A 26,974-nucleotide genomic window follows, 5' to 3' on the forward strand; every position below is an offset into this window, starting at 1 on the left:
TCCCCACTGCTGCCTCCCGTAGGAGTCTGGACCGTGTCTCAGTTCCAGTGTGACTGATCATCCTCTCAGACCAGTTACGGATCGTCGCCTTGGTGAGCCATTACCTCACCAACTAGCTAATCCGACCTAGGCTCATCTGATAGCGCAAGGCCCGAAGGTCCCCTGCTTTCTCCCGTAGGACGTATGCGGTATTAGCGTCCCTTTCGAAACGTTGTCCCCCACTACCAGGCAGATTCCTAGGCATTACTCACCCGTCCGCCGCTGAATCAAAGAGCAAGCTCTTCTCATCCGCTCGACTTGCATGTGTTAGGCCTGCCGCCAGCGTTCAATCTGAGCCATGATCAAACTCTTCAGTTCAATACTGCTTGGGTTTTGAGAAAACCCTAAACTTGGCTCAGCAATCTCAAATGACTAAATTTGAAATCTTTCGATTTCCGTGTAGTCACTTGTGATGCTGATAATCTTTTTGACTATCAGTCCGAGTCACAAGCACCCACACGAATTGCTTGATTCGATTGTTAAAGAGCGTTTGGCTGAAGTCTTTCGCTTCAACCGAGGCGCGCATTCTACGCTTTCCTCAGAGTGTGTCAAGCGTTTATTTTGAAGTTTTTCAGAATTTCTCTTTCAACTTCAACCGCTTAACTCGCTGCGATCTCTCGTCAGCGGGAGGCGAATTCTACAGCGTTTCAATTCGCTGTCAACCACCTTTTTCACCGCTGCCGATCTTTCGATCGAAGCCCTTTCGGTACCGCCTGGAACATCTAACTCATTGAATCTCAAGGAGTTTTCCGTTCCGACTGCGCCGGAAGTGGGGCGAATTATAGAGAGATCTGAGGGGGCGTCAAGCTTAATTTCAGGAAATCCCCAACAAAAGAATAATGCGCACTATATTGCTCAATATTCCCGCTTTGCGCATCATACGCCGCAGTCGTCGACCTTGTGCGCCCTACCTCTATATAAGGACCCCTCCTCCACAATGAACGCTCACCCCCGCAGCCTGGCCGCAACATTATTTCCCATCGGCCTGCTGCTGATCGCCATGGCATCTATACAATCCGGAGCCTCCCTGGCCAAAAGCATGTTCCCGGTCGTTGGCGCGCAAGGCACAACCACTCTGCGCCTGATCTTCGCCAGTGTGATCATGTTGCTGTTGCTACGCCCCTGGCGTGCACGGCTCACTGCCAGCACCCTGCGCACCGTTATCATCTATGGCGTGGCCTTGGGCGGCATGAACCTGCTTTTCTATATGTCGCTGCGCACGGTCCCACTGGGTATCGCCGTGGCCCTGGAGTTCACCGGCCCCCTCGCCGTGGCCCTGTATGCCTCTCGTAGAGCAGTGGACTTTTTCTGGGTCGCACTGGCAGTGGTTGGCCTGCTGCTGCTTATTCCCATCGGCCAGACCGGGGGCGGCATCGACCTGGTGGGTGCCGGCTATGCGCTGGGCGCCGGCGTGTGCTGGGCGCTGTATATCCTGTATGGCCAAAAGGCAGGGGCCGAAAACGGCATTCAGACCGCCGCACTCGGCGTGATGATCGCAGCGCTCTTCGTTGCGCCGATTGGCATTGCCCATGCAGGCAGCGCCTTGCTTACACCAACGCTGTTCCCGATCGCCCTGGGTGTCGCTGTGCTGTCCACTGCCCTGCCCTACAGCCTGGAAATGGTGGCACTCACACGTATGCCCACCAAGACCTTCGGTACGCTGATGAGTATCGAGCCTGCCTTTGGTGCGCTCTCGGGATTGTTGTTCCTGGGAGAAGTGCTGAGCGTTGCACAATGGCTGGCCATCGGCGCAATTATCACCGCCTCAGTGGGGGCGACGCTGTCAATGCGTAAGGAAAGCCCGGCACTGGTCGCCGCCGACTGATTTGAGAAATATTTTCATTTAAATCAAAGCTGGTCATTGTAACGCGCATCCACGATCTTTAAGCTGTCATGGAACGTCAACCTTTATGTTATCTAATTGACAAGACAGGGACGCACAAGAGCATCAGGAAGGGGCGACAGAAACAGACCCGGGCGAGAGATCCGGCACGTATTAAGGACGGGAATGAAACGAATTTTGCTCATCCTGGCCATGTTGGCCATTGCCGGATGCGCGGCGACTGCAAAAACTGAAGTCAAGCGCGGTAAGAAAGGCCTGCACATCAATTGCTCTGGCCTCTCGTCATCCTGGGATCAATGCTACAAAAAAGCGACCACAGCCTGCGGCGACAAGAATTACAAAGTCATCGCCCGCTCTGGCGACGATGACGCCGAGCCCGGCGATTACTTGTTCGGGCTTAATCCCGCCGGATACACCAGTCGCAGCATGATCGTACTCTGCAAATAAAGATCTCTCAGCATAAAGGGCAGCCAGATGGCTGCCCTTTATGCATGTACGCACCCCCGGAATCAGATCGCCTCGGTGCGGGTCAGTAACCATTGCAGCGCAGCCCCATCGAGCAACGGCGCCAGACGCTCGCGCACCTGCTGATGGTAAGTATTGAGCCAGCTGATCTCGCCTTCACTCAATAGCTCACGCAGCAAACAACGCGTATCGATCGGGCACAGGGTCAAGGTTTCAAATTCAAGGAAGTCACCGAACTCGCTACGCCCCACCTCGCGGTTGAACACCAGGTTCTCGATGCGTACGCCCCACTGTCCTGGACGATAGGTGCCCGGTTCAATGGAGGTGATCATCCCGGCCTGCATGGCTGTCTGCGGTGTGCTGGCAGCCTGATAGGCAATGACCTGCGGCCCCTCATGCACATTCATGAAATAGCCAACTCCGTGCCCTGTGCCGTGGCCGTAATCAACTTGATCCGCCCAGATTGGCGCGCGGGCGATCGCATCGAGTAACGGCGAAAGAATGCCCCGTGGAAAGCGAGCACGGGACAGGGCAATCACCCCTTTAAGTACTCGAGTGCAATCCTGCTTCTGCACCAGACTCGGCGCCCCCACCGGCACCATGCGAGTGATGTCTGTGGTACCACCCAGGTACTGCCCCCCTGAGTCAATCAAGAGCAGGCCATCACCTTCGATCTGCGCATGGGACGCTTCGGTTGCACGGTAGTGCGGCATGGCGCCATTGGCGTTGAACGCAGCAATGGTCGAAAAACTCAACGACACGAAGCCCGGGCGACGGGCACGAGCCGCACTGAGCTGTTCATCGATGGTCAACTCGGATACTGGCTCTCGCCCCAGCGCGGCTTCGAACCAGGCAAAGAACTCGCATAGCGCCGCACCATCCTGCTCCATGGCATTACGGATGTGAATGAGGTCCTGGGCGCTTTTTTGTGACTTGGCCAGCGTGGTGGGATTGAGGCCTTCGACACATTGCACCTGTGCCGACACGTTGTCGATCAAACCTTGGGTGACCTTTGCCGGGTCGATCAACAAACGGCTGCCTGCCGCAATAGCGGCCAATGCCGAATGGATGGCCGCGTAGTCGCGTACCTCTACCTGATCCGCTTCAAGCGCTCGATACGCGGCTTCATCCAGCTTGCCGGGGGCAACGAAGAGCGTTGCCTTGTCCTGGCCGATCAGCGCAAACGAGACAAACACCGGGTTATAGGGAACGTCGCTACCACGCAAATTGAACAACCAGGCGATATCGTCAAGGGTGGCAATGAAGTGCCAGTCAGCACCGCGCTCCCGCATCACCTGACGCAACTGCACGAGCTTTTCAGCGCGACTGACCGTCGCCTCCGGTGGCAGGTGGGCATACACCGGGTTGCCTGGCAACGACGGACGTCCTTCCCAGACGAGCTCAAGCAAGTCTTTGGAGGTAAGTAAACGTGCGTTTCGGGCAGCAAGACGCTCACGCAACTGCCGCGCCGATGCCAACGCCATGACTGCACCATCAACGGCGACCACACCATTTACTTTGATCTGTTCGCCCAGCCACTCCAACGGCCCCGGTTTGCCGGGTTGTAGTTTCATCAGCTCAATGCCGCTACCGGCGAGTTCTTTCTCGGCCTGCTCCCAATATCGGCTGTCAGCCCACAGACCAGCGAATGTCGGCGTCACGATCAACGTGCCGACCGAACCTAGGAAGCCGGACAGCCATTGCCTGCCCTGCCAGTACTCCGGGAGGTATTCGGAAAGGTGCGGATCAGCCGACGGCACCAGCAAAGCGTCGATCCCTTCTCGGTTCATGGCCTGACGTACTGCTGCCAGGCGTGCGCTCACCACGCCCTGCATTGAAGAATGAGTGTTCATGCTGACTCCTGCTACCACGGCATCCGTTGTTATCGCCGCAGATAATGGAACAGGCTTCAGCCCCCGGCAACTGCCCAGAAGGGTTGCGCCTGTAACGAAGCTTTAATTGCGGCTGCGGCCTGATCAAGCCTTGAACATCACTTGGATGACGCGCTCGTCGATGGGTGTCGTGGCGGCGTAGTCGAAATACAACGGCAAGTTGTTCATCGCTGCAGGCTCTGTGGTGGTCCATGTCGAGTTTACAAGCCACCCCGGCTATGAAAGGGAGGCTGAACGTGACCTCAGAGTGCCCCACCACCAAATAGAACGATAAATTATTGTAATTTATATTTATATAACCAAAACAAAGTTACATTCGCTACCAGTGAACTTCCGGCTTCGTCAGCCTTCACAACTGTACAGTCCTTATGTGGGGAAACCTCCATATCCCCCGGGACGAGACGCCGCCGAGGTAATGCCCATGCCGCGTTCTACTGACCACAAACAGGGCGTTGTGCTGCTCGACACTCGCCAACACACCCCCGACCATGAGCGTGCCGTGCACCTGAAGCTGGCTGAACGGCTGGCGCAGTTGCTCAACACCCAAGTGGTTGAGCCCACGACGCCGCCTGCGGCGCACGACAACTTCTATTACCTGCCCACCGAGACCCTGATAGACCCGGCGCGCTACCAGGAGATGGGCATCGTCTCGGATCGGGACCTGTTCGGCGGTATGGTGGCCAGGCCCTACATGGCCACCAAGGCGATTTCCCATCCGTTGCCCGCCAGTGCCCGCTACCCCCTCGGCTGGACCGATGACTTTGCCCGCCAGGCCAGTGATGCGTTACTGCGTGGCTACACGGTGTTCAGCCTGGAAGATGCCCGCAGCGCTGCGGTACTGCTGCTGCAGGACGGCCCGTTACGGATCAAACCGGTACGGGCCACAGCAGGACGCGGGCAATCGGTGGTCACTTCGATGGCGGAAGTCGAACAGGCACTCAGTGAGCTGAACGAAAAAGAGCTGGCGCTCTGGGGGCTCACACTAGAAGAGAACTTGACCCAGGTGCAGACCTTCAGCGTCGGCCAGGTCCAGGTCGCAGGCTTGTTGTGCAGTTACTACGGCACCCAACAGTTGACTCGCGACCACAGTGGCGAAGAAATCTATGGTGGCTCGGACCTGGTTCTGGTGCGGGGCGACTATGACGGCTTGCTGCAACTCGAGCTGGAAGACCCTCTGCGACTGGCCATCACCCAGGCCAGGCTCTATGAACAGGCGGCGATGCAAAACTTTCCTGGCTTTGTTGCCTCTCGTCGCAACTATGACGTTGCCCGCGGCCTGAACAGTCAGGATAAAGCACGCAGTGGCGTGCTCGAACAGTCGTGGCGCATCGGCGGTGCCAGCAGCGCTGAAATACTCGCGTTGCAGGCATTTGCCGCTGATCCGGCGCTGATGCGCGTCCGCGCCTCCACCCATGAAGTTTTCGGCGTACCCGAGGTACCCGCCGATGCAACTATTTTCTATGAGGGGGATGACCGTGAACTCGGACGACTCTGCAAATATGCACGACTGCGCGACTATGACCATCCATAGTGAAGCCATCGAGATCAAGGTCGATGATGAGTGCATCGCCGCCACCCTCCTCAGCCCCGGCGACACAGTGCCGGGCATACTGTTCGTTCACGGCTGGGGAGGCAGCCAGCAGCGCGACCTGGCACGGGCCAAGCACATTACCGGCTTGGGTTGCGTGTGCATGACCTTTGACCTTCGCGGTCACGAGAAAACCGCAAGCCAGCGCCTGAGCGTCACCCGTGAACACAATCTGGCCGACCTGCTGGCGGCCTATGATCGGCTGGTCAGTCACCCCGCCGTCGACGCACAGGCCATTGCCGTGATCGGCAGCAGCTATGGTGGCTACCTGGCCACGCTGCTGACGGCCTTGCGACCAGTTAAGTGGCTAGCCCTGCGGGTGCCCGCACTGTATTGGGATGATGAATGGTCACAGCCCAAACAGGGCCTTGATCGCCAACGCCTGAGCGACTATCGCCGACTTGCCCTGGGACCGGCCGACAACCGCGCACTGGGCGCCTGCGCCGAGTTCGCCGGCGACGTGCTGCTGGTGGAGTCAGAACAGGACGATTATGTGCCACACAGCACCTTGATGAGCTACCGCTCGGCCTTCGTCAGCGCACACTCACTCACCCACCGAATCGTCGACGGTGCCGATCATGCACTGTCCAACGATCGCAGCCAAAAAGCCTATAGCTCGATTCTCAATGCCTGGATCAGCGAGATGGTCATCGGTGCGCGCCTCAATCGCTACCCTCACCATTCCCCTTGGTACTCCTGAGCAACGGGTAACTGACAATGCAGGCCTTCTGTGCTGGTGCGCACAAGGCTGCTCAGGGTCTGGAACGCGGCGAAGTTCACGCCTTTCGCTTGATGCTGGCGGATCAGTTGCAGGAAGGGCTCCTGCTCAAAACTGCTGGCCGCCGCTTCCCAGGCGCTACGCGACTGCCATTGCAGGTATTGCATTACACGACTGCCATCGACACTGGCCTGGATACTTGCGCCCAACAAGCCTTGATGCTGTGAGGCCAGCATTTCACTGCGCTCAGTCAGCGCCTGCGCCAGGGCGCGCTGATGGGCCGGTATCACTTCGAATTCGATCATCTGGTTAAAGCACAAACTGCGCTCAGAAACCATCATGGGCATGTACTCCCTGTCATTGAACTTGCGGTACAACGGCAGGCAGGGTAAAACCTCGAGTTAACTCAAGGTCAAGAGAATTATCACCATGACGCAACCTTGCACCGCCGAGAAGGTCATGACCGTTGGGCAACTGGCGGCCCGCAGCGGAGTAGCAGTTACCGCACTGCACTTCTACGAAAGCAAGGGTCTGATCCATAGCACCCGCAGCAGCGGCAATCAGCGGCGTTATCCGCGTGAAACCCTGCGACGCGTGGCTGTCATCAAAATGGCCCAGCGCCTGGGCATCCCGTTGGCCACCATTCATGCTGCGTTACAGACACTGCCGGTCGGTCGCGCACCCAGCGTTGCCGACTGGCAACGACTGTCTGAGCAGTGGCGCCAGGACCTGAATCAACGCATCGACAAATTGTTGATGCTGCGCGACCAGCTCGACGGCTGCATCGGCTGCGGATGCCTTTCGCTGCAAAGTTGCCCACTGCGCAATTGCAATGACCAATTGAGCGAGCATGGACCGGGGCCTCAGCTGCTACAACCCGGCCCGGAACTGGCCGAATGAACTGACGTCGGCAACCGGAGGCTTTGTCAGCCGACGCTGTCCATCACGCGACGCCGATAATCGCTTGGGGCAAGCCCGGTCACTTTGTAGAACACTTTGCGGAAGGCCCCAGGGTCCTGATACCCCACACCCCAGGCAATCTGATCAATACTGCGGTTGGTGAACTCCAGCATCCGGCAGGCTCGCCCAACCCGTACTTGCTGGCAATACTCGGTCGGCTTGAGGCCAGTGGCACTGCGAAATCGGCGCAGGAAGGTACGTGATTCCAGGCCGGCACAATCGGCCATGTCCTTCAGGTTCACATCCCGCGCACCGCTGCTTTGCAACCAATGCTGCACTTTGAGTACCGCTTCATCGCCGTGATCCAGGCGTGGACTGAAGACACTGCCTGGCGCTCCGCCGCTGACCCGCTCTACCGCCAGAAAACGCGCGGTTTCAGCGGCCAGGGTTTCGCCTTGAAACCGCTCAACCAGTTTCAAGCCCAGGTCAGTCCAGGCCATCAGCCCGGCGGAAGTAATGATGTCACCGTCATCGAGCACCGGCAGGTTGGCCTCGACGTTCACCGCCGGAAAGCGCTCGGCCAACGACTGTGCGAAGTTCCAGTGCGTCGTAGCTGGTCGACCGTCAAGCAGGCCACTGGCAGCGATGAAGAACACTCCGACACAGACTGAAACCAGCAACGCACCTTCGCGATGCCAACGACACAGGTCCTGGCGATAGCGTTCGAGGAGTTCAGGCGCAGGCGCCTGAGTCAGGCTGGGCGGGATGATCATGACCCGAGGTTGGTGATAGCTGCCCGGTTGGCTATCGAACACGACCGCCAACTGCCGCTGTGCGTTTTCACCCCAATGGCTGACACGCAACGCCGGCCGCTCCAGCGCTCCCAGTTCAAGGCGCAAGCGATTGGCGATGGCAAACAGGTCGGTTAACCCATGCACCGCAGCCGCCTGAGCACCGGGATAGACCAGCAAACCGATCTCCAGGGTGTTGCCGCCTTTGTCCATTGTCAGTTTTTCCCGCCAATTTGTCGTTCGCGCCAATCTGCAAATGTACTGCTCAAGCCTATAACTATCACCACCTCACAACCACTCTCCCAGCAAAGAGGCTTTTACCATGAGCAAGCACGCACTGATCGTAATCGACATTCAGAACGACTACTTCCCAGGTGGCAAATGGACGCTTGAGGGTGCGGATCGCGCCGCCGACCATGCCGCTCGCATCCTCGCTGCGACACGGGCCAAAGGCGACCTGGTGGTGCATGTGCGTCATGAATTCGAATCACCTGATGCGCCCTTCTTCACCCCTGGATCGGAAGGCGCGCGCATTCACCCCAAAGTCGCGGCGCTGGCACATGAACCCGTCGTACTCAAGCACAAGGTCAACTCATTCCTGAACACTGAACTCAAGGCGTTACTGGACGAGCACGGTATCGAGGCGGTAACGGTGGTCGGCAGCATGAGCCATATGTGCATCGACGGTTTCACTCGTGCCGCTGCCGACTTCGGCTATAGCGTTACCGTCATTCATGATGCCTGCGCCACCCGCGACCTGGAGTTCAATGGGGTGAGCGTTCCGGCGGCTCAAGTGCATGCTGCCTACATGGCCGCTCTGGCATTTGCCTATGCCCAAGTGGTCAGCACCGAGGACTACCTGGCAGCTCACTCGCGCTAAACCCGTGGCGGGGTACGCCCACTCTCCGGCCTGCCCCGCACTGCGGCGATCAGATCACGACGTTACGCACAAAACGCGTGGCCACTGCACCTTCATTGCGATAGGCGTGAATGCAGTTACTGGCATAGCTGAAAAAATCGCCCGCCTGCAAGTGATGGCACTGATCACCAAGGACCAAGGTCAGACACCCTTCGGCCACATAAAGCTGTTCGCTCCAGCCATCGGCGTCTGCCTCACACTGGTACACCTCGCCCGGTTCCAGGCGCCATTCCCACAACTCCACTTCACGACTGGCAACGGAGCTGGCCAGCAACACGGCCCTGCTGCCGGGATGAACACCGGCCCAGGCCAGCTCGTTGATACGGCTTGGGTCACGATGGTCAGGCGCCTGGATCAAGTCGCTGAATGCTACGTCCAGCGCCTCGGCAAGGCGGTCCAGAGTCGTCAGGCTGACATTGTTTTCCCCGGCCTCAATGGCAACCAGCATTCGCCGACTGACACCGGACTTTTCCGCCAGGGCACTCTGGCTGAGTTCAGCGGCAAGGCGCAGGCGACGAATATTCTGACTGACATGCTGTAGGACGGAGGCACGTTGGCTGGTGTTTTTGTGCACTATATTGCTCACAGATTGGGTTTGCGCAGTATACTGCCCACTTCGCCGCAATTGTGCGTCGCCCCTCTTCCGTGTGCAAGGCCATGAACTCGATCAACAGTGCAGAACGCCCCTCCGTCTCCTTCCGGCTCAGTAAAGCCGAATTGGTTCTGGTGTTTATCACCATGCTCTGGGGCGGCACTTTTCTGCTTGTGCACAACGTCATGACCGTCAGTGGGCCGATGTTCTTCGTCGGTCTGCGTTTTGCCGCCGCCACCTTGTTTGTCGGCCTGGTCTCTGCCCGTGCTCTGTCGGGGCTGACTGCAACCGAGTTCAAGGCCGGGGTGCTGATCGGTGTGTCGATCATGCTGGGCTACGGCTTGCAAACCTACGGGCTGCAGACCATCAGCAGCAGTCAGTCGGCGTTTATCACAGCCTTGTACGTGCCTTTTGTACCTTTACTGCAATGGCTGGTACTGGGGCGTCGCCCCGGGCTTATGCCCAGCCTCGGCATAGGTCTGGCTTTTGTCGGCCTGATGCTGCTGGCCGGCCCTGAAGGCGGATCGCTGCAGTTCAGTACCGGCGAGATCGTTACGTTGATCAGTGCCGTAGCGATCGCTGCTGAAATCATCCTGATCAGCCGCTATGCCGGCAAGGTCGATGTGCGCCGGGTGACGGTGGTGCAGTTGGCAACCGCGTCGATACTGTCGTTCATGATGGTGGTGCCGACCCAGGAGCCACTGCCCGATTTTTCCTGGCTGCTGCTGCTCAGCGCCCTGGGTCTGGGGGCAATGAGTGCTGTCATTCAGGTGGCCATGAACTGGGCGCAAAAGTCGGTTTCGCCGACGCGGGCCACCCTGATCTATGCAGGTGAGCCGGTCTGGGCCGGAATCGTCGGCCGGGTTGCAGGTGAGCGGCTGCCCGGTATTGCCTTGTTCGGCGGGTTGCTGATTGTGATCGCGGTGATCGTCAGCGAACTGAAAATCAAACGCCGGGGTCAAACCGACGACGCAGTGCAAGCAGCCGTTCAAGGGCGCGAAGCCGAAGGCTAACGGCCAAATCCAGTCTATCCTTTGAAAAAAACTGTTATAAAAAATTCGTTTGATACACCGGGTTTGTAGAATTCTGCCACAGCTTGTGTGTTGGTGATCGACGGTACGCCACGTATGATCCCTTACAAACTTCTGCAGATTAGAAATCTATGTCCTTGATAGTGCTACTGCTTCTGCCGTTTATCGGCAGCTGCCTGGCGGCTGTCTTGCCGCACAATGCCCGCAACAGCGAGTCGTTGCTTGCCGGGCTGGTCGCCTTGGTGGGCACCGTCCAGGTCGCTATGCTGTACCCGCAGATCGCCCATGGTGGTGTGATTCGCGAAGAGTTCCTGTGGCTGCCGAGCCTGGGCCTGAACCTGGTCCTGCGCATGGACGGCTTCGCCTGGCTGTTCTCCCTGCTGGTGCTGGGCATCGGTACATTGGTGTCACTGTACGCCCGCTACTACATGTCGCCACAAGATCCGGTGCCCCGGTTCTTCGCCTTTTTCCTGGCCTTCATGGGCGCCATGCTTGGCCTGGTGATTTCCGGCAACCTGATCCAGATCGTCTTCTTCTGGGAGCTGACCAGCGTCTTCTCGTTCTTGTTGATCGGCTACTGGCACCACCGCGCCGACGCCCGACGCGGCGCCTACATGGCCCTGATGGTCACCGGTGCGGGCGGTTTGTGCCTATTGGCAGGGGTGCTGCTGCTCGGCCATGTGGTCGGCAGCTACGACCTGGACAAGGTCCTTGCTGCCGGCGAGCTGATTCGCAATCACTCCCTGTACCCCGTCCTGCTCCCCCTGATTCTCCTCGGCGCACTCAGCAAAAGCGCACAGTTCCCTTTCCATTTCTGGCTGCCCCATGCCATGGCAGCCCCCACACCGGTTTCGGCTTACCTGCACTCGGCGACCATGGTCAAGGCCGGGGTGTTCTTGTTGGCACGCCTGTGGCCCGTACTCTCCGGCAGCGAAGAATGGTTCTGGATCGTCGGCGGCGCCGGTGCCTGCACCCTGCTGCTGGGTGCCTTCGCGGCCATGTTCCAGAACGATCTCAAAGGGCTGCTGGCGTACTCGACCATCAGCCATCTCGGCCTGATCACGTTGCTGTTGGGCCTGAACAGCCCCTTGGCAGCCGTAGCGGCTGTATTCCACATTCTCAACCACGCGACCTTCAAGGCCTCGCTGTTCATGGCGGCCGGAATCATCGACCACGAAAGCGGCACCCGTGATATCCGTCGCCTCAGCGGCTTGTACCGCCTGCTACCCTTCACCGCGACCCTGGCCATGGTAGCCAGTGCCTCGATGGCAGGCGTGCCGTTGATGAACGGTTTCCTGTCCAAGGAAATGTTCTTTGCCGAAACCGTGTTCATCAGCTCCAGCGCCTGGATCGAAGCTTCCTTGCCGGTGATCGCCACGGTGGCGGCCACCTTCAGCGTGGCGTACGCCCTGCGCTTCACCGTTGACGTGTTCTTCGGCCCACCGGCCACCGACCTGCCCCATACTCCCCACGAACCACCGCGCTGGATGCGCGCCCCGGTCGAATTGCTGGTGCTCACCTGCCTGGTAGTGGGCATGTTCCCCGCTCAGTCGGTCGGCCCGCTGCTGGCTGCTGCGGCCCTGCCAGTGGTCGGCGGCACCCTGCCCGAATACAGCCTGGCCATCTGGCACGGCTGGAACGCCCCGCTGATCATGAGCTTGATCGCCATGAGCGGCGGCATCGTGCTTTACCTGCTGCTGCGCAACCAGCTCAAGCTGGGGCGCTTCCCTCAACCGCCATTGATCGAGCGCTTCAATGGCAAGCGCCTTTTCGAACACTGCCAGGTACTGCTGATGCGCGCGGCGCGGCGCTTCGAACGGGTGATGACCACCCGACGCCTGCAGAAGCAACTGTTCATGCTGGTGCTGGCGGCATTTCTGGCAGGCCTGCTGCCGATGCTGCAAAGCGGCCTGAGCTGGGGTGACCGTCCGAAAATCCCGGGTTCGGGGGTATTCGTCACCCTCTGGCTGATCGCCATTGCCTGCGCTGTAGGCGCTGCCTGGCAAGCCAAATACCACCGTCTGGCAGCGCTGACCATGGTCAGTGTCTGCGGCTTGATGACCTGCATCACCTTTGTCTGGTTCTCGGCACCCGACCTGGCCCTGACCCAGCTGGCGGTTGAAGTGGTGACCACGGTACTGATCCTGCTCGGCCTGCGTTGGCTGCCACGCCGTATCGAGGGCGTTTCGCCTGTCTCCGGCACCCAGGAGCAGGCACGCCTCAGACGCCTGCGCGACCTGGTTCTTGCTGTACTGGTTGGCGGCGGCATGGCGCTGCTTTCCTACGCGATGCTGACCCGCCCGACGCCCAACGATATTTCTTCGTTCTACCTGAGCCGGGCCTTGCCCGAAGGTGGCGGCAGCAACGTGGTCAACGTGATGCTCGTCGACTTCCGTGGTTTCGATACCTTGGGTGAAGTAACGGTGCTGGTGGCCGTGGCGCTGGCGGTGTTCGCTTTGCTGCGACGCTTCCGCCCACCCCGCGAAAGCATGCAGTTGCCTGCCCAGCAGCGCCTGTTGGCCCCTGATGTGGTGACCGACCTGATCAACCCGCGCCAGGCGGCAGACACGGCACTGGGGTTCATGATGGTGCCTGCGGTGTTGGTGCGCCTGCTGTTGCCAATTGCCCTGGTGGTGTCGATGTACCTATTCATGCGCGGGCACAACCAACCAGGTGGCGGCTTCGTCGCAGGCCTGGTGATGTCGGTTGCCTTTATCTTGCAGTACATGGTGGCCGGCACCCAGTGGGTAGAAGCGCAGATGAGCCTGCGCCCGCTACGCTGGATGGGCACAGGCCTGCTCTGCGCGACGTTGACCGGCGCCGGAGCAATGCTGCTTGGCTATCCGTTCCTGACCACGCATACCGCCCACCTGCACTTACCGGTGCTCGGTGATATTCATGTGGCCAGCGCACTGTTTTTCGATGTCGGTATTTTCACCGTCGTAGTCGGCTCGACCTTGCTGATTCTCACTGCCTTGGCGCACCAATCGGTACGCGGACACCGTCCGGCCAACCAACCCAAAGCCACTCAGACAGGAGCCGCCTGATGGAAGAAGTCATTGCAATTGCCATCGGCGTACTCGCGGCCTCCGGTGTCTGGCTGATCCTGCGCCCGCGAACCTTTCAGGTTGTGATGGGTTTGTGCCTGCTGTCCTATGGGGTAAACCTGTTCATTTTCAGCATGGGCAGCCTGTTCATTGGTAAGGAGCCGGTCATCAAGGAGGGCGTCCCTCACGACCTGCTCAACTACACCGATCCGCTTCCTCAGGCGCTGGTGCTCACCGCCATCGTCATCAGCTTTGCCATGACAGCACTGTTTCTGGTGGTGCTGCTGGCATCGCGCGGCTTGACCGGTACCGACCACGTGGATGGCCGGGAGCCCAACGAATGAGTTTCATGAATCAACTGATCATTGCGCCGATCCTGCTGCCGCTGCTCACCGCAGCACTGATGCTGTTGCTGGGCGAAAAGCGCAGGCCACTGAAGGCCCGCCTCAATCTGTTCTCCAGCCTCCTCGGGCTGGCTATCTCGATTGCCCTGCTGGTATGGGTCCAGGCACAGGGTCAGGCCAGTTCGATCGGTGTCTACCTGCCGGGCAACTGGCCAGCGCCATTCGGCATCGTCCTGGTGGTCGATCGGCTTTCGGCACTGATGCTGGTGCTGACCGGCATTGTCGGCGTCAGCGCCCTGCTCTTCGCCATGGCCCGCTGGGATGGCGCCGGGGCGAGCTTCCACGCACTGTTCCAGATTCAACTGATGGGCCTTTACGGTGCCTTCCTGACTGCCGACCTGTTCAACCTGTTCGTGTTCTTCGAAGTATTGCTGGCTGCCTCTTACGGTTTGCTCCTGCATGGCTCCGGGCGGGCGCGGGTCAAGGCAGGCTTGCATTACATCGCTATCAACCTGTTCGCTTCCTCGCTGTTCCTGGTCGGTGCCGCAATGCTCTACGGTGTCACCGGCACATTGAACATGGCTGATCTGGCGCTGAAAATCCCGCTGGTGCCTGAAGCCGACCGCGGTTTGCTGCATGCCGGCGCGGCGATCCTGGCCATTGCTTTTCTGGCCAAAGCCGGGATCTGGCCGCTGAACTTCTGGCTGGTGCCAGCGTATTCCGCCGCCAGCGCACCCGTAGCCGCCTTGTTTGCGATTATGACCAAGGTTGGTACCTACACCGTGTTGCGCCTGTGGACCTTGTTGTTTTCCGGCCAGGCCGGTGCCTCTTCGTTCTTTGGTGGCGACTGGCTGGTCTATGGCGGCCTCGCCACCCTGGGCTGTGCTGCGGTGCTGATTCTGGCCGCTCAACGCCTGGAGCGCATGGCCGGCCTGAGCATCCTGGCTTCGGCTGGCACCCTCATGGCTGCCATCGGGTTCGGCCAGGTGGCGTTGACGGCCGGCGCGCTGTTCTACCTGGTCAGCTCGACCCTGGCGCTCTGCGCCCTGTTCCTGCTGGCCGAGTTGATTGAGCGCTCGCGCTCGGCCAATGAACTGCCCATGGATGATGACGATTGCCACCCCTCGCCGCTGGAATCACTGCATCCACCCAAAGGTATCAACCTCGACGATGATCAGAATGCTGTTGTCGGCCAGATCATTCCCTGGACGATGGCCTTCCTCGGGTTAAGTTTTATCGCCTGCGCCTTATTGATCATCGGCATGCCGCCACTCTCGGGTTTCATCGGCAAGGTCAGCTTGATTTCTGCCCTGTTCAACCCGCTGGGCCTGGGTAGCACGCCCGAGCAACCGCTTTCCGTGCAAGGCTGGGCCTTGGTGGCACTGCTGATTCTCTCCGGCCTGGCGTCGATGATTGCCCTGACCCGCGTCGGCATCCAACGCTTCTGGACACCGCAGGAGCGCCCATCGCCAGCGTTGCGGTATTACGAGTGCATCCCGATTGTCGTCCTGCTCGGCTTGTGCATTGCCCTGAGCGTGCGTGCCGAACCCCTGCTGCGCTATACGCAGGACACCGCAGCCAGCCTGCAAGACCCCGAGCAGTATGTCAGTGCCGTGCTCAGCACCCGGCCAGTCCCCGGCCCTACCAGCCAGGCCGTCAGCGCACAGGTGCAACCATGAAACGCATGTTTCCCGCTCCACTGTTGTCGGTGTCGCTGTGCCTGTTGTGGTTGGTGCTAAACCTTTCGATCAGTCCGGGCAATCTGTTGCTGGGTGTGCTCCTGGGCGTGTTTGCGCCCCTGCTGATGGCGCCCCTGCGCCCGGTGTCGGCACGCATCCGTCACCCCTGGACAGTCCTGCGCCTGATCTTGCGCGTAGGTGCTGATGTACTGGTATCGAACCTGCAAGTCGCACGTGGCGTCTGGACAGCCAAACGCCGCGCACCTCGCTCGCGCTTCGTGCAAATTCCTCTGGACCTGCGAGATGCCCACGGCCTGGCAGCCTTGTCGATGATCACCACAGTGATCCCGGGCACCATTTGGTCAGAGCTGGCGCTGGATCGCAGTATCCTGCTGTTGCATGTATTCGATCTGGACGACGAGGCGCAGTTCATTGACCACTTCAAACAGACTTACGAACGTCCGCTGATGGAGATTTTCGAATGACAGGCCTGCTTGCCAACGCCATTCTCATTAGCCTGTTCATCTTTGCTCTGGCGATGGCCCTGACCCTGTACCGGCTGTTTCGCGGCCCTTCAGCCCAGGACCGCGTCCTGGCGCTGGACTACCTGTACATCCTGGCAATGCTGATGATGTTGGTGCTGGGCATTCGCTATGCCAGTGACACCTACTTCGAGGGCGCGTTGTTGATTGCCTTGTTCGGCTTTGTCGGCTCGTTTGCCCTGGCCAAGTTCCTGCTACGTGGCGAGGTGATCGAATGAATAACGTCAACGAACTTCCACTGTGGGTTGAGGTGCTGGTTGCGGCGCTATTGCTGCTCAGCAGCCTGTTTGCCCTGAGTGGTGCCCTGGGCCTGATTCGCCTCAAAGAGTTCTTTCAGCGCATGCACCCGCCCGCCCTGGCCTCCACACTGGGTACCTGGTGCGTGGCCCTGGCATCGATCCTGTACTTCTCGATGCTCAAGCATGAACCTGTGCTGCACGCCTGGCTGATCCCGATTCTGATGGCAATCACTGTACCCGTCACCACACTGCTGCTGGCGCGCGCGGCGCTGTTTCGCAAGCGCATGGCGGGAGACAAGGTGCCCGAAGAAATCAGCAGCGGTCGGGACCGAGGCCACTGATCACTGCTGCGTCAACGCCTGCAGCTCGCGACGAACCATGGCTGCATACTCAGGCGGGCTCAATTGATACAACTGGGTAGCCACCCAGTCGAACCATGCGCCCTGCAAGCGCTCGCGCTCGGCTAGCCACCGCTCGGCTTGCTCGCGCGCCTTGGCCTGGTGCCGGGCATGGAAGTCGGCACGCCCCTGTGGCGCATGTGCCGAATCACTCATTCGCTGGCCTTGAACGTGGTCAGCTCGCCTTTGCGCCATTTGGCTGCCTTGCCAGTGGCTGCCTTGAGAATTTTGCTCAAGCCTTCCTGCAGCTGTTGGTGAGCAGCAAAAATCATCACCACCCCCTGGCCTTCACGCAAAACAATGCCTTCGCCTTCAGGCACTGAAACGAACGCATAGTCACCCAGGCCATAAACCGTCAGTTTGATGTCGCGGAAACGAACTTCGAGTTTGCCACCCTCACGGCTGGGCAACACTGCGGCGCGAAAATGATCGCCGACTTTCAGTTCCAGTCGTTGTTTGTCATCGACAACCATGGCTGTTTCAGTGTCGACTTCGGCCATGTATAGGCCTTCAGCGTTTTGTTCGGTGACATACACAAAACGCGATTGAAACTGTTTGACCAATTTGGCCCTAAGATCGCCCAGCACAAACAGGGCATGTGTATCCAGATTACTGACTGCCAATGAAGAATTCCTCAAACCGATTACACGACGCCCCCGCAAGAGCACCACGGCTCCATGAAGGCACGTCACTTCAATGTCGAAGTCTGAAAGACTAATGGGTAGATGCACGAAATGTCTGTGCGGACGAGCCGTGCAGCATGCAGGATTTATCACCCCTGCGAGCCAGCTCTGGCCTCACGACAGGCATTCGGCAGATTTCCGTCAATGGAAACGTTCTTTCTGACATCAAATCTGTCAGGAAAGTGCGATAGATACGTCCTGGCCCCTCGGCAGAACGGGTGCCTGGATCTAATCTACACATCGCAGGGAAGGAATATGCACGAAAACACCGAAATCCGTCGAGAGGCAAGCCGCATTTCTTACACCGACAATAGAAACCGGGACAAATCCGTAAGCAATAAACGCCACGTTGTGGTTCCGGCCGGCATTAACTTTTTTCATGTCACCGAACATGCGACCGGACAGGTCAAGGGTTTCCGCTGCCGACATATCGATGCCTGCGAACTGGCTCGAACACTGGAGCGCTGAGCGCTCCTTCAAACGGCCTGGCGTACGTCTCCGGGCCGTTGCTTACCCTGCAACTGCTTCAGCCATGCATTCTGACACTCGACAGCTTCATCGCGGCTGCCAAACGCCGTGCCTCGCCGCTCACCATTAACCAAAACCACCCAGCACACGCGCTTGCCCTGGGCTTGCAGAGACACTGGCACGCCACTGCCAATCATGACGGCAACATCGACTTGGCTATTCATAATCCCCTCCGGAATTTAATTAGCAACCTAACGATGTTGTCATCATACGCCCGCACTGACAGCGGAAAAAGCTATTGCCGGCATAGCTGTGTTGCATCAATCGCAACAAAGCCTGGGCGAGAAACGTCAAGGCCCCGCAGATCGCTCCACGGGGCCTTGGCCGAACTGCGGGTCAGATCTGACGCTGGTGCTTGTCGATCTGCTCGTGCCGCTCTTGGGCTTCGATGCAGTACTTGGTGGTCGGACTGATCAGCAAGCGCTTGAGGCCAATTGGCTCGCCGCTGTCGTCGCACCAGCCGAAGCTGTCGTCGGCGATTCGGCTCAGGGCCATTTCCAGTTGCGGCAACAGGCGCTGGTCGCGCTCGATGGCGTTGACCAACCAGTGGCGCTCTTCCTCGACGGACGCGGCATCCGCCGGATCGGCCGGGCTGTCCAGGCTCTCGATAGTGATGCGGCTCTGTTCGATGCGCTCCTGGGTCTCGACTTTCATCGACTTCAGCAACTCGGTGAAGAACGCCAGTTGCTCGGCGTTCATGTAGTCATCGGCCGGCATGGCCAGCAACTTTTCCTTGGTCATCGATTTCTCTATGAAAATAACGTGCATTTAAGCGATTGGATTGCCATCACCGACAGTTCGCCGACGGCGGAATTCTTCAAGCACCCTGCGGCACTCTATTTACGAGGGGCGGCAGTCTAAGGCTCCAAGCCGTACTGGGCAACAAAAATGACAGCGCAATAGGTCGAAACGGCCTGGAACCCGCTAATCGGCCAATAACTGGCTCAATACCGCCCGCAACTTTCCAGGTTTCACCGGTTTGTTGAGCAAGGGCGCCTGCAACGTCTGCATTGCCCGACGACTTTGCTCACTGCGGTCAGCGGTAATCATCACCGCCGGGATTGCACAGGCGAAATGTGTTCGCAGGTCACGCACCACATCACACCCCGTCAGCCCCTGATCAAGGTGGAAATCTGCCAGTACCAGCTCAGGTGCAACATCACCCAAGGCACTTAGGGCATCCTCCAGATCGCTGGCTGTTACGACCTGACAGCCCCACTGAACCAGCAACGAAGCCATGCTCTGACGAATGCTCAGCTCATTGTCGAGCACCAACAAACGCCGTCCCGGTAGCGGGTCACCAACGGTTGCCAAAGGTAACAGAGGCAAGTTCTGCAGCGGTTGCCCGGCAGACAGTGGCACGTCGATGCTGAACACCGAACCACGCCCAGGCCAGGAGCGCACCTGCACCTGGTAATCAAGGATACTGGCAATACGCTCGACGATCGCCAAGCCCAAGCCGACGCCTTTGCGATCCGCTGCACGCCCGACATCAAGCTGGTTGAACTCAAGGAAAATCGATTGCAGACGATCCTCTGCAATGCCGCGTCCGGTATCCCACACTTCGATGCGCAAATTGCTACCTCGCTGCCGCCAGCCCAACAGCACACGACCGTGCATGGTGTATCGACAGGCATTGCTGAGGAAGTTACGCAATATACGCGTCAACAAGCGTAGGTCGGTACGCACCACCCGCTCGCCACTGCGCACCTGCAAACACAACCCAGCGGCCTCGGCTACCGGTTGAAACTCCGAAGCGAGCGGACACAGCACTTCATCCAGCCGATACAGGTCCAGATCGGGCTTGATCGCAGCCTGGTCCAGTCGCGAAATGTCGAGCAGGTCAGTCAATAAGTCTTCAGCACCTTCAAGCGCCTGATGCGCCCGCTCCACCAATACCTGCTCGGGCTGCGCCAGTACGCGCTCACGCAGCGTCGAGATCAGCAAACGGGCAGCATTGAGCGGCTGCAGCAGATCATGGCTGGCCGCCGCGAGGTATTTGTCTTTACTCAGATTGGCCGCCTGGGCAGCATCACGGGCTTCGATCAACTCGTTGGTGCGCTCGGCAACACGCTGCTCCAATTCATCATTAAGTTGTTGCAAGCGCGCCTGGGCTTGCTTGCGTTCGGTAATGTCAGCGACGAAACCTTCAACGACCCCCTCTTCATCGGGCCGCAACAACAGGTTCATCAACACATCGATGCTGCTGCCGTCACGCCGGCGCAAGCGCGTCTCATAGCCCAGCAGCGCATGTTCGCGCTGCAACACCTGGACAATCGCGAGCAGTTCACCAGCGCCGCCCACAAACAATTCACTGGCCAGGTCCAGACGCGAGAACATCACCGCCTGGGGATCCGGATAACCGAGCATGCGTGCCAACGCCGGATTGGCGGCACGCATGCCCTGCTCCAGGCTGGCCTGAAAGATCCCGTGTACAGCGTGTTCGAACAGCCATTTATAACGGTTGCGCTCAGCCTCCAACTCGTCCAAACGTGCCGCCAATTCTGGATAGTGGCTTTTGCGTACCGTGTGATTGCTCAGGCCCAGCAAGCCTGCCAGTGCATCATTGCCTGGATCAGAGGGCTTCGCCATACACAACCTCGACATCACGCTGGCTGGAGCTTCGTGGGTTGGTCAATATGCATGGATCACCCATGGCATGGCGGGACAAAAACGGAATGTCACTGCTGCCTACACCATGCAGCCCCAGGGTTTCGTGAAAGCCCACGGCATGTTTAAGGGCGATCAAATGCTCAACCAGGCGGCGCCGTACTTGTTCATGATTAAGCCCACGGCAGTCAATGCCCAAGGTCTGAGCAATCACTTTGAAGCGCTCCGGTGCGGCGCTGTAATTAAAGGCCACCACATGCTCAACCAGCACCGCATTGCACAAGCCGTGGGGCAGATCGAGAAAACCACCGAGGCTATGCGACATGGCGTGCACGGCACCGAGGATGGCATTGGAGAACGCCAACCCGGCCTGCATGCTGCCCAGCATGATTTTTTCGCGCAGGGCGATATCCTGTGGGTTGGCGATCATCTCCACCAGATGGCCGTTGATCAAGCGGATGGCTTCGAGGGCATGGGGGTCGGTCAATGGCCCATGGCCGGTGGAGACGAACGCCTCGATGGCATGCACCAGGGCGTCGATACCGGTACAGGCGGACAGAAACGGATCCATGCTCAAGGTCGTTTCAGGGTCAATCAACGACACATCCGGCACCACCGCCTTGCTGACAATCGAGAACTTCATGCGTTGCTGTTGGTTGGAAATGATCACGAACTGCGAAACATCTGCTGACGTCCCTGCAGTGGTCGGCACCAGAATCAGCGGCGGGCTGGGCACACGAATGGTATCGACACCCTCAAATTCAAGGATGTGCCGACCATGGGCGACGACAATGCCGATGCCTTTGGCGCAATCCATCGGACTGCCACCGCCAACCGCCACAATCACATCGCATTGTTCACTGCGATAACGCTCGGCGCCACTCATGACTTCTTCGACCCGCGGATTGGGCGATACTTCGGCGTACAGGCAGTAGTCGATACCTTGCCCTTGCAAGCTGGCCTCGATATCCGCCACCCAACCGGCGGCAATCACTCCTGGGTCAGTGACCAGCAACACCTTGCGGGCGCCGAAGGTACGCGCGTAGTTGGCGACGTGATGCCGACAACCGGCACCAAAGATGATTTCCGGGGAAACGAACTTGCGCAACTGGCTCAGATTGGGGCTCATGAAACGCCTATTCTTGTTGTTCTAGGAGTAGTGAGCCTCAGCCTAAAGCATCCAGCCGGCATTGCAATGCGCCCTTCCGGGCACCTATCACCGGCACCGACCGTTGCGAACAATGGCCGATGCCGGTGACTGTATCGACACGCTAATGAATCAACGGTTGGCGAAGTACATCGTGACTTCAAAACCAATACGCAGATCCGTGAACGCAGGTTTCTTCCACATCGATTCAGCCTCCTTTGGCACCACTCAATTGCGGCGTATTCAGTAATACACCGATGCCGATGTGGCTCAAATGCTACTTTGGAACCGATTCGGTCACGCTCCCGGAGAACACGCCAGGTGCTACTTAGCTACCGCACCCTCGCTGCAGCGGGAAGGCTTGATAGTCGCTCCCTTTGCACTGAGCACAATAGCGACCATGACTCACCTCTCAGCCAACACCGCGATAGCCAACCTTTTCGATTGCCGATTGACCCGCACCTTCAGTGAGCGCCCAACGCTTTTTGGCGTTGCCGGCCAGCTCCTGACCGAGCTGTGGCAGGCTCGCGAAATAAGCAACCATGCCCCCCTGACGCTGTTCCTCTCCAGCAAAACGTCAACACCACAGCAACGTTTCGTTCGCCCGCTGCAACACGTACTGGTGGAACGCTTTTGCCGACGCCAGACCCTGAACCTCGATGAAAAACAGGACCTGATCATTGCCGCCCCTGATAGCCAATGGGGGCTTGATATTGACTTGCATGCGGTTGAATTGCTGATCAACGACTGCGGACCACTGGTTATCGAGATCTATCAACAGGCCCTGATCGACTATTGGAATACCGCCGACGATTCAGAACAGACGCCCTGGCAGTGGTACACACAGTACCTGGCCGACCAGTATCACAGCGCAATCGAATCCAGTGTGAAGGCGCGGACCCTGACGCCAGAAACGACCCACATGGCAAGCCTGGTCAAGTTGCACACTGCCGCCGATGCGCACGAGCGGCACGCCGACAGTGAACACCCTGACGTGTCGCTGCTAACGCTCGACCTCAGTGAACAGGGCAAGCTGGACGCTGATCTGGCCAGTGCCTTGCTGATCGAGCCAAAGCACCCGGCCAACGAACATGCGAGCCTATTGCTTTATACCCTGACCGGCCAATTGACTGCCTTCGCGTCACGCGATGCCGTGTTTGAAGCGCTCGGCCAGCGTTGGTCCCATCAGCCTGAATGGCAGCCACGCCTGCATCTGCAGAGCGCACCAGTACGCATGTTTGAACAGCAGGCACGCGGCCTGCTCGACCAACAACTACGTGCCCTCACCAGCGTGGCGGATAGCTGTCACTCGCAATACGAGGCTGTGCAGCTAAGCCTTGATATCGACCGCCTGACCTCGATGATCGATGAGTGCAACAGCAACGAGCCGGCCAACCGCCAACAGCTGATCAGCCAATTACCCGATTGGCTGATCAACGCCGACAGTTCGGCGCTTTCCCGCTACAGTGCCATGTTGAGCGCCGTGGCCAGAGGTTACGAAGCGGCCAACGGACAATTCTGGCTCGACGGCGTCGATGACGCCGAACACTTTGCCTACAAAAAACTTGCCGAACACCTTCACGCCGACCACCCCGACAACGGCCTGGAGCCCTGGGACGTCGAAGTGATCAATCACCAGGTCGAGGCAGCAGCCATTCCCGGCCAGGACAGCCTGATCAGCGATGGCACCGTCACAACGGTACGCTTTTCCCTTGCACAGCTGGCCATCGGTAATCTCGGGCTGCTCAAGCCCGGGCAAGTCGAGCTGAAAACACACTCCGGCGCCCAATTACCCGACTGGTTTAGCGAAGACTACCTGCGCACCCTGATCAGCGAGTTGGATATTGCAACCACCTACCCACACATGCTGCGCAGCACATTGCTGAGCGATGACGATCAACGCCAGCAACGTCAGCGCCTGCTGGCCGCACAACTCGCCACGCAGATGCCTGCCCTGGCCATGGAGCACCATCTGCATGGCGAGCACTTGAGCATCACCGCTGTCGACGGCATCTGCCAGATCTTCCACCACGTTACCGATAGCCTGCCGTGCGCGTGGGTGTTGCGCCCCCTGGGTTTTATCAGCGAGCCGGGGGCCACGCCCGATCAACCGCAGAACACTTGGCTGATCGAGCCCGACCAGGCCGGCGTTGGCTGCTGTGTGCTATACCGACCGATGGCAACCGAGCCATTGCTTGAGTTCGCCGATCGCCGCGCCTTGTTCACAGCCATCAGTACGGCCGGTCAGTTGCAGGACGACCTGCTCAATCGTCTGCCTGCCACTGCCCGCACCATTTATGCCCATGGTGGCTTCCAGGAACCGCATTTGCCGTTCTCGGTGGAAGATTCCTTCACGGTGCCGACCCACACCCCCGCACCGCCTCAGTTGTCGACACAGGCACCGCTCACCGACCTGATCGCCACGCTCTATCCGGCCTGCGTCGAAGAAACCATCGCGCACTTCGAAGCCAACGCCCGCAGTACCAGCGCAACCCGCTGGGCGCGTTGGGAGCAACTGGGCTGGCTGTTGTTCAACACCCTGCTGCCGCTGGCAGGCCCGACGCTGGTGCGTGCGGCGTGGCTGGTGCAGATGGAAACGGCCTTTATTCAGTTTGTCGACGCCGCCAACAAACGAGACCCGGCGAATCGGCGTGTTACCTTGGCCAACCTGTTGTCGAGCATCGCCGTCCTGCTGCTCACCCATGCCCACCGTCCGCTGGAAGCGAAGCCACAGACGACCGAGCCCATTGAAACACCCACCTCTCAGCCGTTAGCACCAAGCCCGGCACAGGCTGCTGCCTTGGACTACAGCTGGTCGCAACCCGATCAGCGGCTCAGCAAAGCGCAGCGTCAGGCACTTGAGCAACTGCAAGCGACATTGACCACAAACGAACTGGGCATGCCGATCATCAGCGGAGCTCAGCGTGGCTTATACCCGCACGATGATCAGTTATGGGTACGCCTGGAAGACGCTGTTTATCGGGTTGAACTCGACCCGCACAGCGAGCAGCCACGTATCGTCAACGCAACCGATACACAGTCGCTGGGCCCATGGTTGTGCAGAGATCAACAAGGGCGCTGGCAACTTGACCTTGGCTTGCGCCTGCGCGGCGGCATGCCACGTAACAGTCGTATCGCACAGCGCAAAGCGGAAAACGAACTGCGCCTACAGGAACTGCGCGCGGCCTTTGACGCGCTCACGACCCACGTGCCGGAACGCCAGAAGGAACTCAACAAACTTGCCCTGGTGATCGACAAGTTCCAGGAGCTGACCATTCTGAGCAATGCCGCCGACAAGCTGCGCACATTGGATACTTATTGGACTGACTACCTGAGCACGCTCAAGGCAAAAAATGAAGTGATACCGCTGGTGAACTACAAGTCTGCGTTGTCGCTTGGCCTCTTTCAAAAATTCGCCATCCAATGGACCAAGCAAAAAGCACTCATCAACATAATCGCACTGCGAAAACAAAAATTTGATCTGTACATGGACCAGATCAGGGCTGAGGCGGAAACGGCCGCATTAACTGACGCAGCGGGCAGCACCACTGCCGAAAACTGGCGTGAGGCCCTGCAGATCCTCGATGACATGACACCGCAACTGGATGACATCGTGGTCAGCAGTGAACAGCTTCCCCTGACCCGTGAACAACTGCGCCAACTGGACAGCAACTACAGGCCCGAGATTCGCGAGATGAATCTGAGCGCCGATCAACTGCTCCAGCAAAATCCCGACAAGGCTATTTTCTACGCCCATCTCCTGCGCCTTGAAATCAACTACGAGAAGCTGGTTCTAAACCCCGACTGGGACTCGCGAACCGTTGTACTGCTCGATCACTTCTGGAACAACCTGGACCTGTTCAAATCCCAGCGTTTACGCCTGTATGCACTGGAGGATGCCAGCGAAGACCTGAAAGCTCAGTTGCTCAGAGACATGGCGGGCATCCTCGCAGGCGCCAACCGCCGTCTGGATAACCTGGCGCCCGAATTGGGTGAAGCCAGGCAACAGAAAATCGTTCTGGCGCTGCGCAAAGACCTGGCTTTTGTCACCCAGGACATTCAGAACGCCCTCTCTGACTACCCCCCCACTGCCACCGTCGAGCAGCTCCAACAGCAGGCACCCGGTTTGATCGAAACCCGCGATCAAGGGTTACTGTTCGGCACACCGCGAGAGGGGGACGACAGCCTCGTCGATATCTACGACGCCAACGACAAAAACCGCCTGGCCACCTATCGCCAGGGGCAAAGCGGTTGGGAGAAAGTCGCGGAACCTCCCGCTCCCGTGGCCTCGGCTACAAGCCAGCAAAGCTGGGCGCGATTGCTGAAAAAAGGTGAAATGCTGATTCAGAATTCCAACAAGGATTTGAGGTTTCTGGAATCGCGCGCTGCGTGGAACTACGTGCCTGCTGATATCGAGGATATGCTCCTGCACCAACAGCAACGTGTTCTCAGTCAGCGTGATGCCCTGCGCCAACGCCTGGCTGATGACACCGCTGCCGGCACCCCGGTGGAGGATTCGGCGCAGCAAATGATCGACGCGCTGGGCACACAGGCTCAGGTGCTGTCCGAACAGGCTCAGGTGCTGCGTATCAGCGTCGCCCTCAAGCAACCGCCTCGGATGGGTGAGCTGGAGTACCTGCTGCAACACAACCGGGTAAGCATCCAGTCGACTGGCAACCGCAGGTTGCTACCCAAGGTAAAGGGGCGGCTGGACGATTACTTTGACGAGTACGAGATCCGCCAGAACGGCGAGCCGCTGTGTTACGCCCACTTTCATTACCTGAGCGAAGACGCCGCGAAAACCGCTTTCGTCGCCGGGCACTTGAAGACCGCTACGCAGCGCTACTGGCGTGGACGAGTCCATGTCGATGCCACTACCGGGCAGACCACCGAGGTGTACCGTAGCCCCATCAGTACGGCATCTGCGAAACAGTACTTTTTTAATCTGTAGGTCACAGTGGTAGCGGCGGTGCGGTGAC

The 26,974-nt window shown here is 58.9% G+C and carries 26 protein-coding genes and 1 rRNA gene; 15 read left to right on the top strand and 12 right to left on the bottom strand.

What is annotated here, in order from left to right:
• Positions 1-357, bottom strand: a 16S ribosomal RNA gene (locus tag E1573_RS24290); the annotation flags it as partial.
• A 619-nt stretch (positions 358-976) separates the two neighbouring features.
• Here E1573_RS24290 and rhtA point away from each other — a divergent pair.
• Both rhtA and E1573_RS24305 read left to right on the top strand, forming a co-directional pair.
• Positions 977-1,864, top strand: coding sequence for a threonine/homoserine exporter RhtA (gene rhtA / locus E1573_RS24300; RefSeq protein WP_133217176.1), 888 nt, complete (start codon positions 977-979; stop codon positions 1,862-1,864).
• Between the two features lie 183 nt (positions 1,865-2,047).
• The gene (locus tag E1573_RS24305; RefSeq protein WP_133217081.1) at positions 2,048-2,329 is read left to right on the top strand and encodes a hypothetical protein; all 282 of its coding nucleotides are present in this window, start codon (positions 2,048-2,050) and stop codon (positions 2,327-2,329) included.
• Between the two features lie 62 nt (positions 2,330-2,391).
• On the opposite strand, the gene E1573_RS24310 is transcribed toward E1573_RS24305, so the two are convergent.
• A complete protein-coding gene (locus E1573_RS24310; RefSeq protein WP_133217082.1) occupies positions 2,392-4,200 on the bottom strand; it encodes an aminopeptidase P family protein in 1,809 nt (602 codons plus the stop codon).
• A gap of 454 nt (positions 4,201-4,654) precedes the next feature.
• Here E1573_RS24310 and E1573_RS24315 point away from each other — a divergent pair, with 454 nt between their 5' ends.
• Positions 4,655-5,770, top strand: coding sequence for a DUF3182 family protein (locus tag E1573_RS24315; protein ID WP_133217083.1), 1,116 nt, complete (start codon positions 4,655-4,657; stop codon positions 5,768-5,770).
• Positions 5,757-6,527 (top strand): S9 family peptidase, encoded by a 771-nt coding sequence (locus tag E1573_RS24320; RefSeq protein ID WP_133217084.1) that lies wholly within the window; start codon positions 5,757-5,759, stop codon positions 6,525-6,527. The genes E1573_RS24315 and E1573_RS24320 overlap by 14 nt, the downstream gene beginning before the upstream one ends.
• Here E1573_RS24320 and E1573_RS24325 read toward each other — a convergent pair.
• Complete coding sequence (locus E1573_RS24325) at positions 6,503-6,886, bottom strand: antibiotic biosynthesis monooxygenase (protein WP_133217085.1); 384 nt, start codon at positions 6,884-6,886, stop codon at positions 6,503-6,505. The genes E1573_RS24320 and E1573_RS24325 overlap by 25 nt on opposite strands.
• Positions 6,887-6,974: 88 nt before the next feature.
• Here E1573_RS24325 and soxR point away from each other — a divergent pair, with 88 nt between their 5' ends.
• The gene (gene soxR, locus E1573_RS24330; protein ID WP_133217086.1) at positions 6,975-7,445 is read left to right on the top strand and encodes a redox-sensitive transcriptional activator SoxR; all 471 of its coding nucleotides are present in this window, start codon (positions 6,975-6,977) and stop codon (positions 7,443-7,445) included.
• A gap of 26 nt (positions 7,446-7,471) precedes the next feature.
• Here the strand turns inward: soxR and E1573_RS24335 are convergent, their stop codons facing one another.
• Positions 7,472-8,449 carry a GlxA family transcriptional regulator gene (locus E1573_RS24335; RefSeq protein WP_133217087.1) on the bottom strand — a complete coding sequence of 326 codons (978 nt, stop codon included), beginning with the start codon at positions 8,447-8,449 and terminating at the stop codon, positions 7,472-7,474.
• Positions 8,450-8,558: 109 nt separating this feature from the next.
• Between E1573_RS24335 and E1573_RS24340 the strand changes: the two genes are divergently transcribed.
• Positions 8,559-9,116: a cysteine hydrolase family protein gene (locus E1573_RS24340; RefSeq protein WP_133217088.1), complete on the top strand. Its 558-nt coding sequence runs from the start codon at positions 8,559-8,561 to the stop codon at positions 9,114-9,116.
• A 49-nt stretch (positions 9,117-9,165) separates the two neighbouring features.
• Here E1573_RS24340 and E1573_RS24345 read toward each other — a convergent pair whose 3' ends face one another.
• Entirely contained in the window at positions 9,166-9,729 is a 564-nt protein-coding gene (locus tag E1573_RS24345; RefSeq protein ID WP_133217089.1) for a helix-turn-helix domain-containing protein, read from the bottom strand.
• 83 nt (positions 9,730-9,812) lie between these two features.
• On the opposite strand from E1573_RS24345, the gene E1573_RS24350 reads away from it, so the two are divergent.
• The 7 genes from E1573_RS24350 (at position 9,813) to E1573_RS24380 (ending at position 16,970) form a co-directional block, all read left to right on the top strand.
• Complete coding sequence (locus E1573_RS24350; RefSeq protein ID WP_133217090.1) at positions 9,813-10,760, top strand: DMT family transporter; 948 nt, start codon at positions 9,813-9,815, stop codon at positions 10,758-10,760.
• 149 nt (positions 10,761-10,909) lie between these two features.
• Positions 10,910-13,825, top strand: coding sequence for a monovalent cation/H+ antiporter subunit A (locus E1573_RS24355; protein WP_133217091.1), 2,916 nt, complete (start codon positions 10,910-10,912; stop codon positions 13,823-13,825).
• A complete protein-coding gene (locus E1573_RS24360; protein WP_133217092.1) occupies positions 13,825-14,169 on the top strand; it encodes a Na+/H+ antiporter subunit C in 345 nt (114 codons plus the stop codon). The genes E1573_RS24355 and E1573_RS24360 overlap by 1 nt, the downstream gene beginning before the upstream one ends.
• Entirely contained in the window at positions 14,166-15,848 is a 1,683-nt protein-coding gene (locus tag E1573_RS24365) for a monovalent cation/H+ antiporter subunit D (RefSeq protein ID WP_133217093.1), read from the top strand. The genes E1573_RS24360 and E1573_RS24365 overlap by 4 nt, the downstream gene beginning before the upstream one ends.
• Positions 15,845-16,333 carry a Na+/H+ antiporter subunit E gene (locus E1573_RS24370; protein WP_133217094.1) on the top strand — a complete coding sequence of 163 codons (489 nt, stop codon included), beginning with the start codon at positions 15,845-15,847 and terminating at the stop codon, positions 16,331-16,333. The genes E1573_RS24365 and E1573_RS24370 overlap by 4 nt, the downstream gene beginning before the upstream one ends.
• Positions 16,330-16,608, top strand: coding sequence for a K+/H+ antiporter subunit F (locus tag E1573_RS24375; protein WP_133217095.1), 279 nt, complete (start codon positions 16,330-16,332; stop codon positions 16,606-16,608). The genes E1573_RS24370 and E1573_RS24375 overlap by 4 nt, the downstream gene beginning before the upstream one ends.
• Positions 16,605-16,970 (top strand): Na+/H+ antiporter subunit G, encoded by a 366-nt coding sequence (locus E1573_RS24380; protein WP_133217096.1) that lies wholly within the window; start codon positions 16,605-16,607, stop codon positions 16,968-16,970. Before E1573_RS24375 ends, E1573_RS24380 begins: the two co-directional genes overlap by 4 nt.
• Here E1573_RS24380 and E1573_RS24385 read toward each other — a convergent pair whose 3' ends face one another.
• Both E1573_RS24385 and E1573_RS24390 read right to left on the bottom strand, forming a co-directional pair.
• Complete coding sequence (locus tag E1573_RS24385; RefSeq protein WP_133217097.1) at positions 16,971-17,183, bottom strand: hypothetical protein; 213 nt, start codon at positions 17,181-17,183, stop codon at positions 16,971-16,973.
• Positions 17,180-17,650, bottom strand: coding sequence for a hypothetical protein (locus E1573_RS24390; protein WP_133217098.1), 471 nt, complete (start codon positions 17,648-17,650; stop codon positions 17,180-17,182). Before E1573_RS24390 ends, E1573_RS24385 begins: the two co-directional genes overlap by 4 nt.
• 315 nt (positions 17,651-17,965) lie before the next feature.
• Here E1573_RS24390 and E1573_RS24395 point away from each other — a divergent pair, with 315 nt between their 5' ends.
• Entirely contained in the window at positions 17,966-18,178 is a 213-nt protein-coding gene (locus tag E1573_RS24395) for a hypothetical protein (protein WP_133217099.1), read from the top strand.
• Positions 18,179-18,186: 8 nt separating this feature from the next.
• On the opposite strand, the gene E1573_RS24400 is transcribed toward E1573_RS24395, so the two are convergent.
• The 5 genes from E1573_RS24400 to pqqA all read right to left on the bottom strand — a co-directional run bounded on the left by E1573_RS24400 (position 18,187) and on the right by pqqA (position 22,199).
• Positions 18,187-18,402 carry a hypothetical protein gene (locus E1573_RS24400; RefSeq protein ID WP_133217100.1) on the bottom strand — a complete coding sequence of 72 codons (216 nt, stop codon included), beginning with the start codon at positions 18,400-18,402 and terminating at the stop codon, positions 18,187-18,189.
• A 172-nt stretch (positions 18,403-18,574) separates the two neighbouring features.
• On the bottom strand, positions 18,575-18,979 hold the full coding sequence (locus tag E1573_RS24405; RefSeq protein WP_133217101.1) for a TraR/DksA C4-type zinc finger protein: 405 nt from the start codon (positions 18,977-18,979) through the stop codon (positions 18,575-18,577).
• A gap of 183 nt (positions 18,980-19,162) precedes the next feature.
• The gene (locus E1573_RS24410; protein ID WP_133217102.1) at positions 19,163-20,830 is read right to left on the bottom strand and encodes a NahK/ErcS family hybrid sensor histidine kinase/response regulator; all 1,668 of its coding nucleotides are present in this window, start codon (positions 20,828-20,830) and stop codon (positions 19,163-19,165) included.
• Entirely contained in the window at positions 20,814-21,977 is a 1,164-nt protein-coding gene (gene ercA, locus E1573_RS24415) for an alcohol dehydrogenase-like regulatory protein ErcA (protein WP_133217103.1), read from the bottom strand. The genes E1573_RS24410 and ercA overlap by 17 nt, the downstream gene beginning before the upstream one ends.
• Before the next feature lie 150 nt (positions 21,978-22,127).
• Positions 22,128-22,199: a pyrroloquinoline quinone precursor peptide PqqA gene (pqqA, locus tag E1573_RS24420; RefSeq protein ID WP_009394664.1), complete on the bottom strand. Its 72-nt coding sequence runs from the start codon at positions 22,197-22,199 to the stop codon at positions 22,128-22,130.
• Positions 22,200-22,395: 196 nt separating this feature from the next.
• Between pqqA and E1573_RS24425 the strand changes: the two genes are divergently transcribed.
• Complete coding sequence (locus tag E1573_RS24425) at positions 22,396-26,946, top strand: DUF6543 domain-containing protein (protein ID WP_133217104.1); 4,551 nt, start codon at positions 22,396-22,398, stop codon at positions 26,944-26,946.
• Positions 26,947-26,974: the final 28 nt, after the last annotated feature.

This window comes from Pseudomonas sp. H9, assembly GCF_004353925.1.
GTDB lineage: Bacteria > Pseudomonadota > Gammaproteobacteria > Pseudomonadales > Pseudomonadaceae > Aquipseudomonas.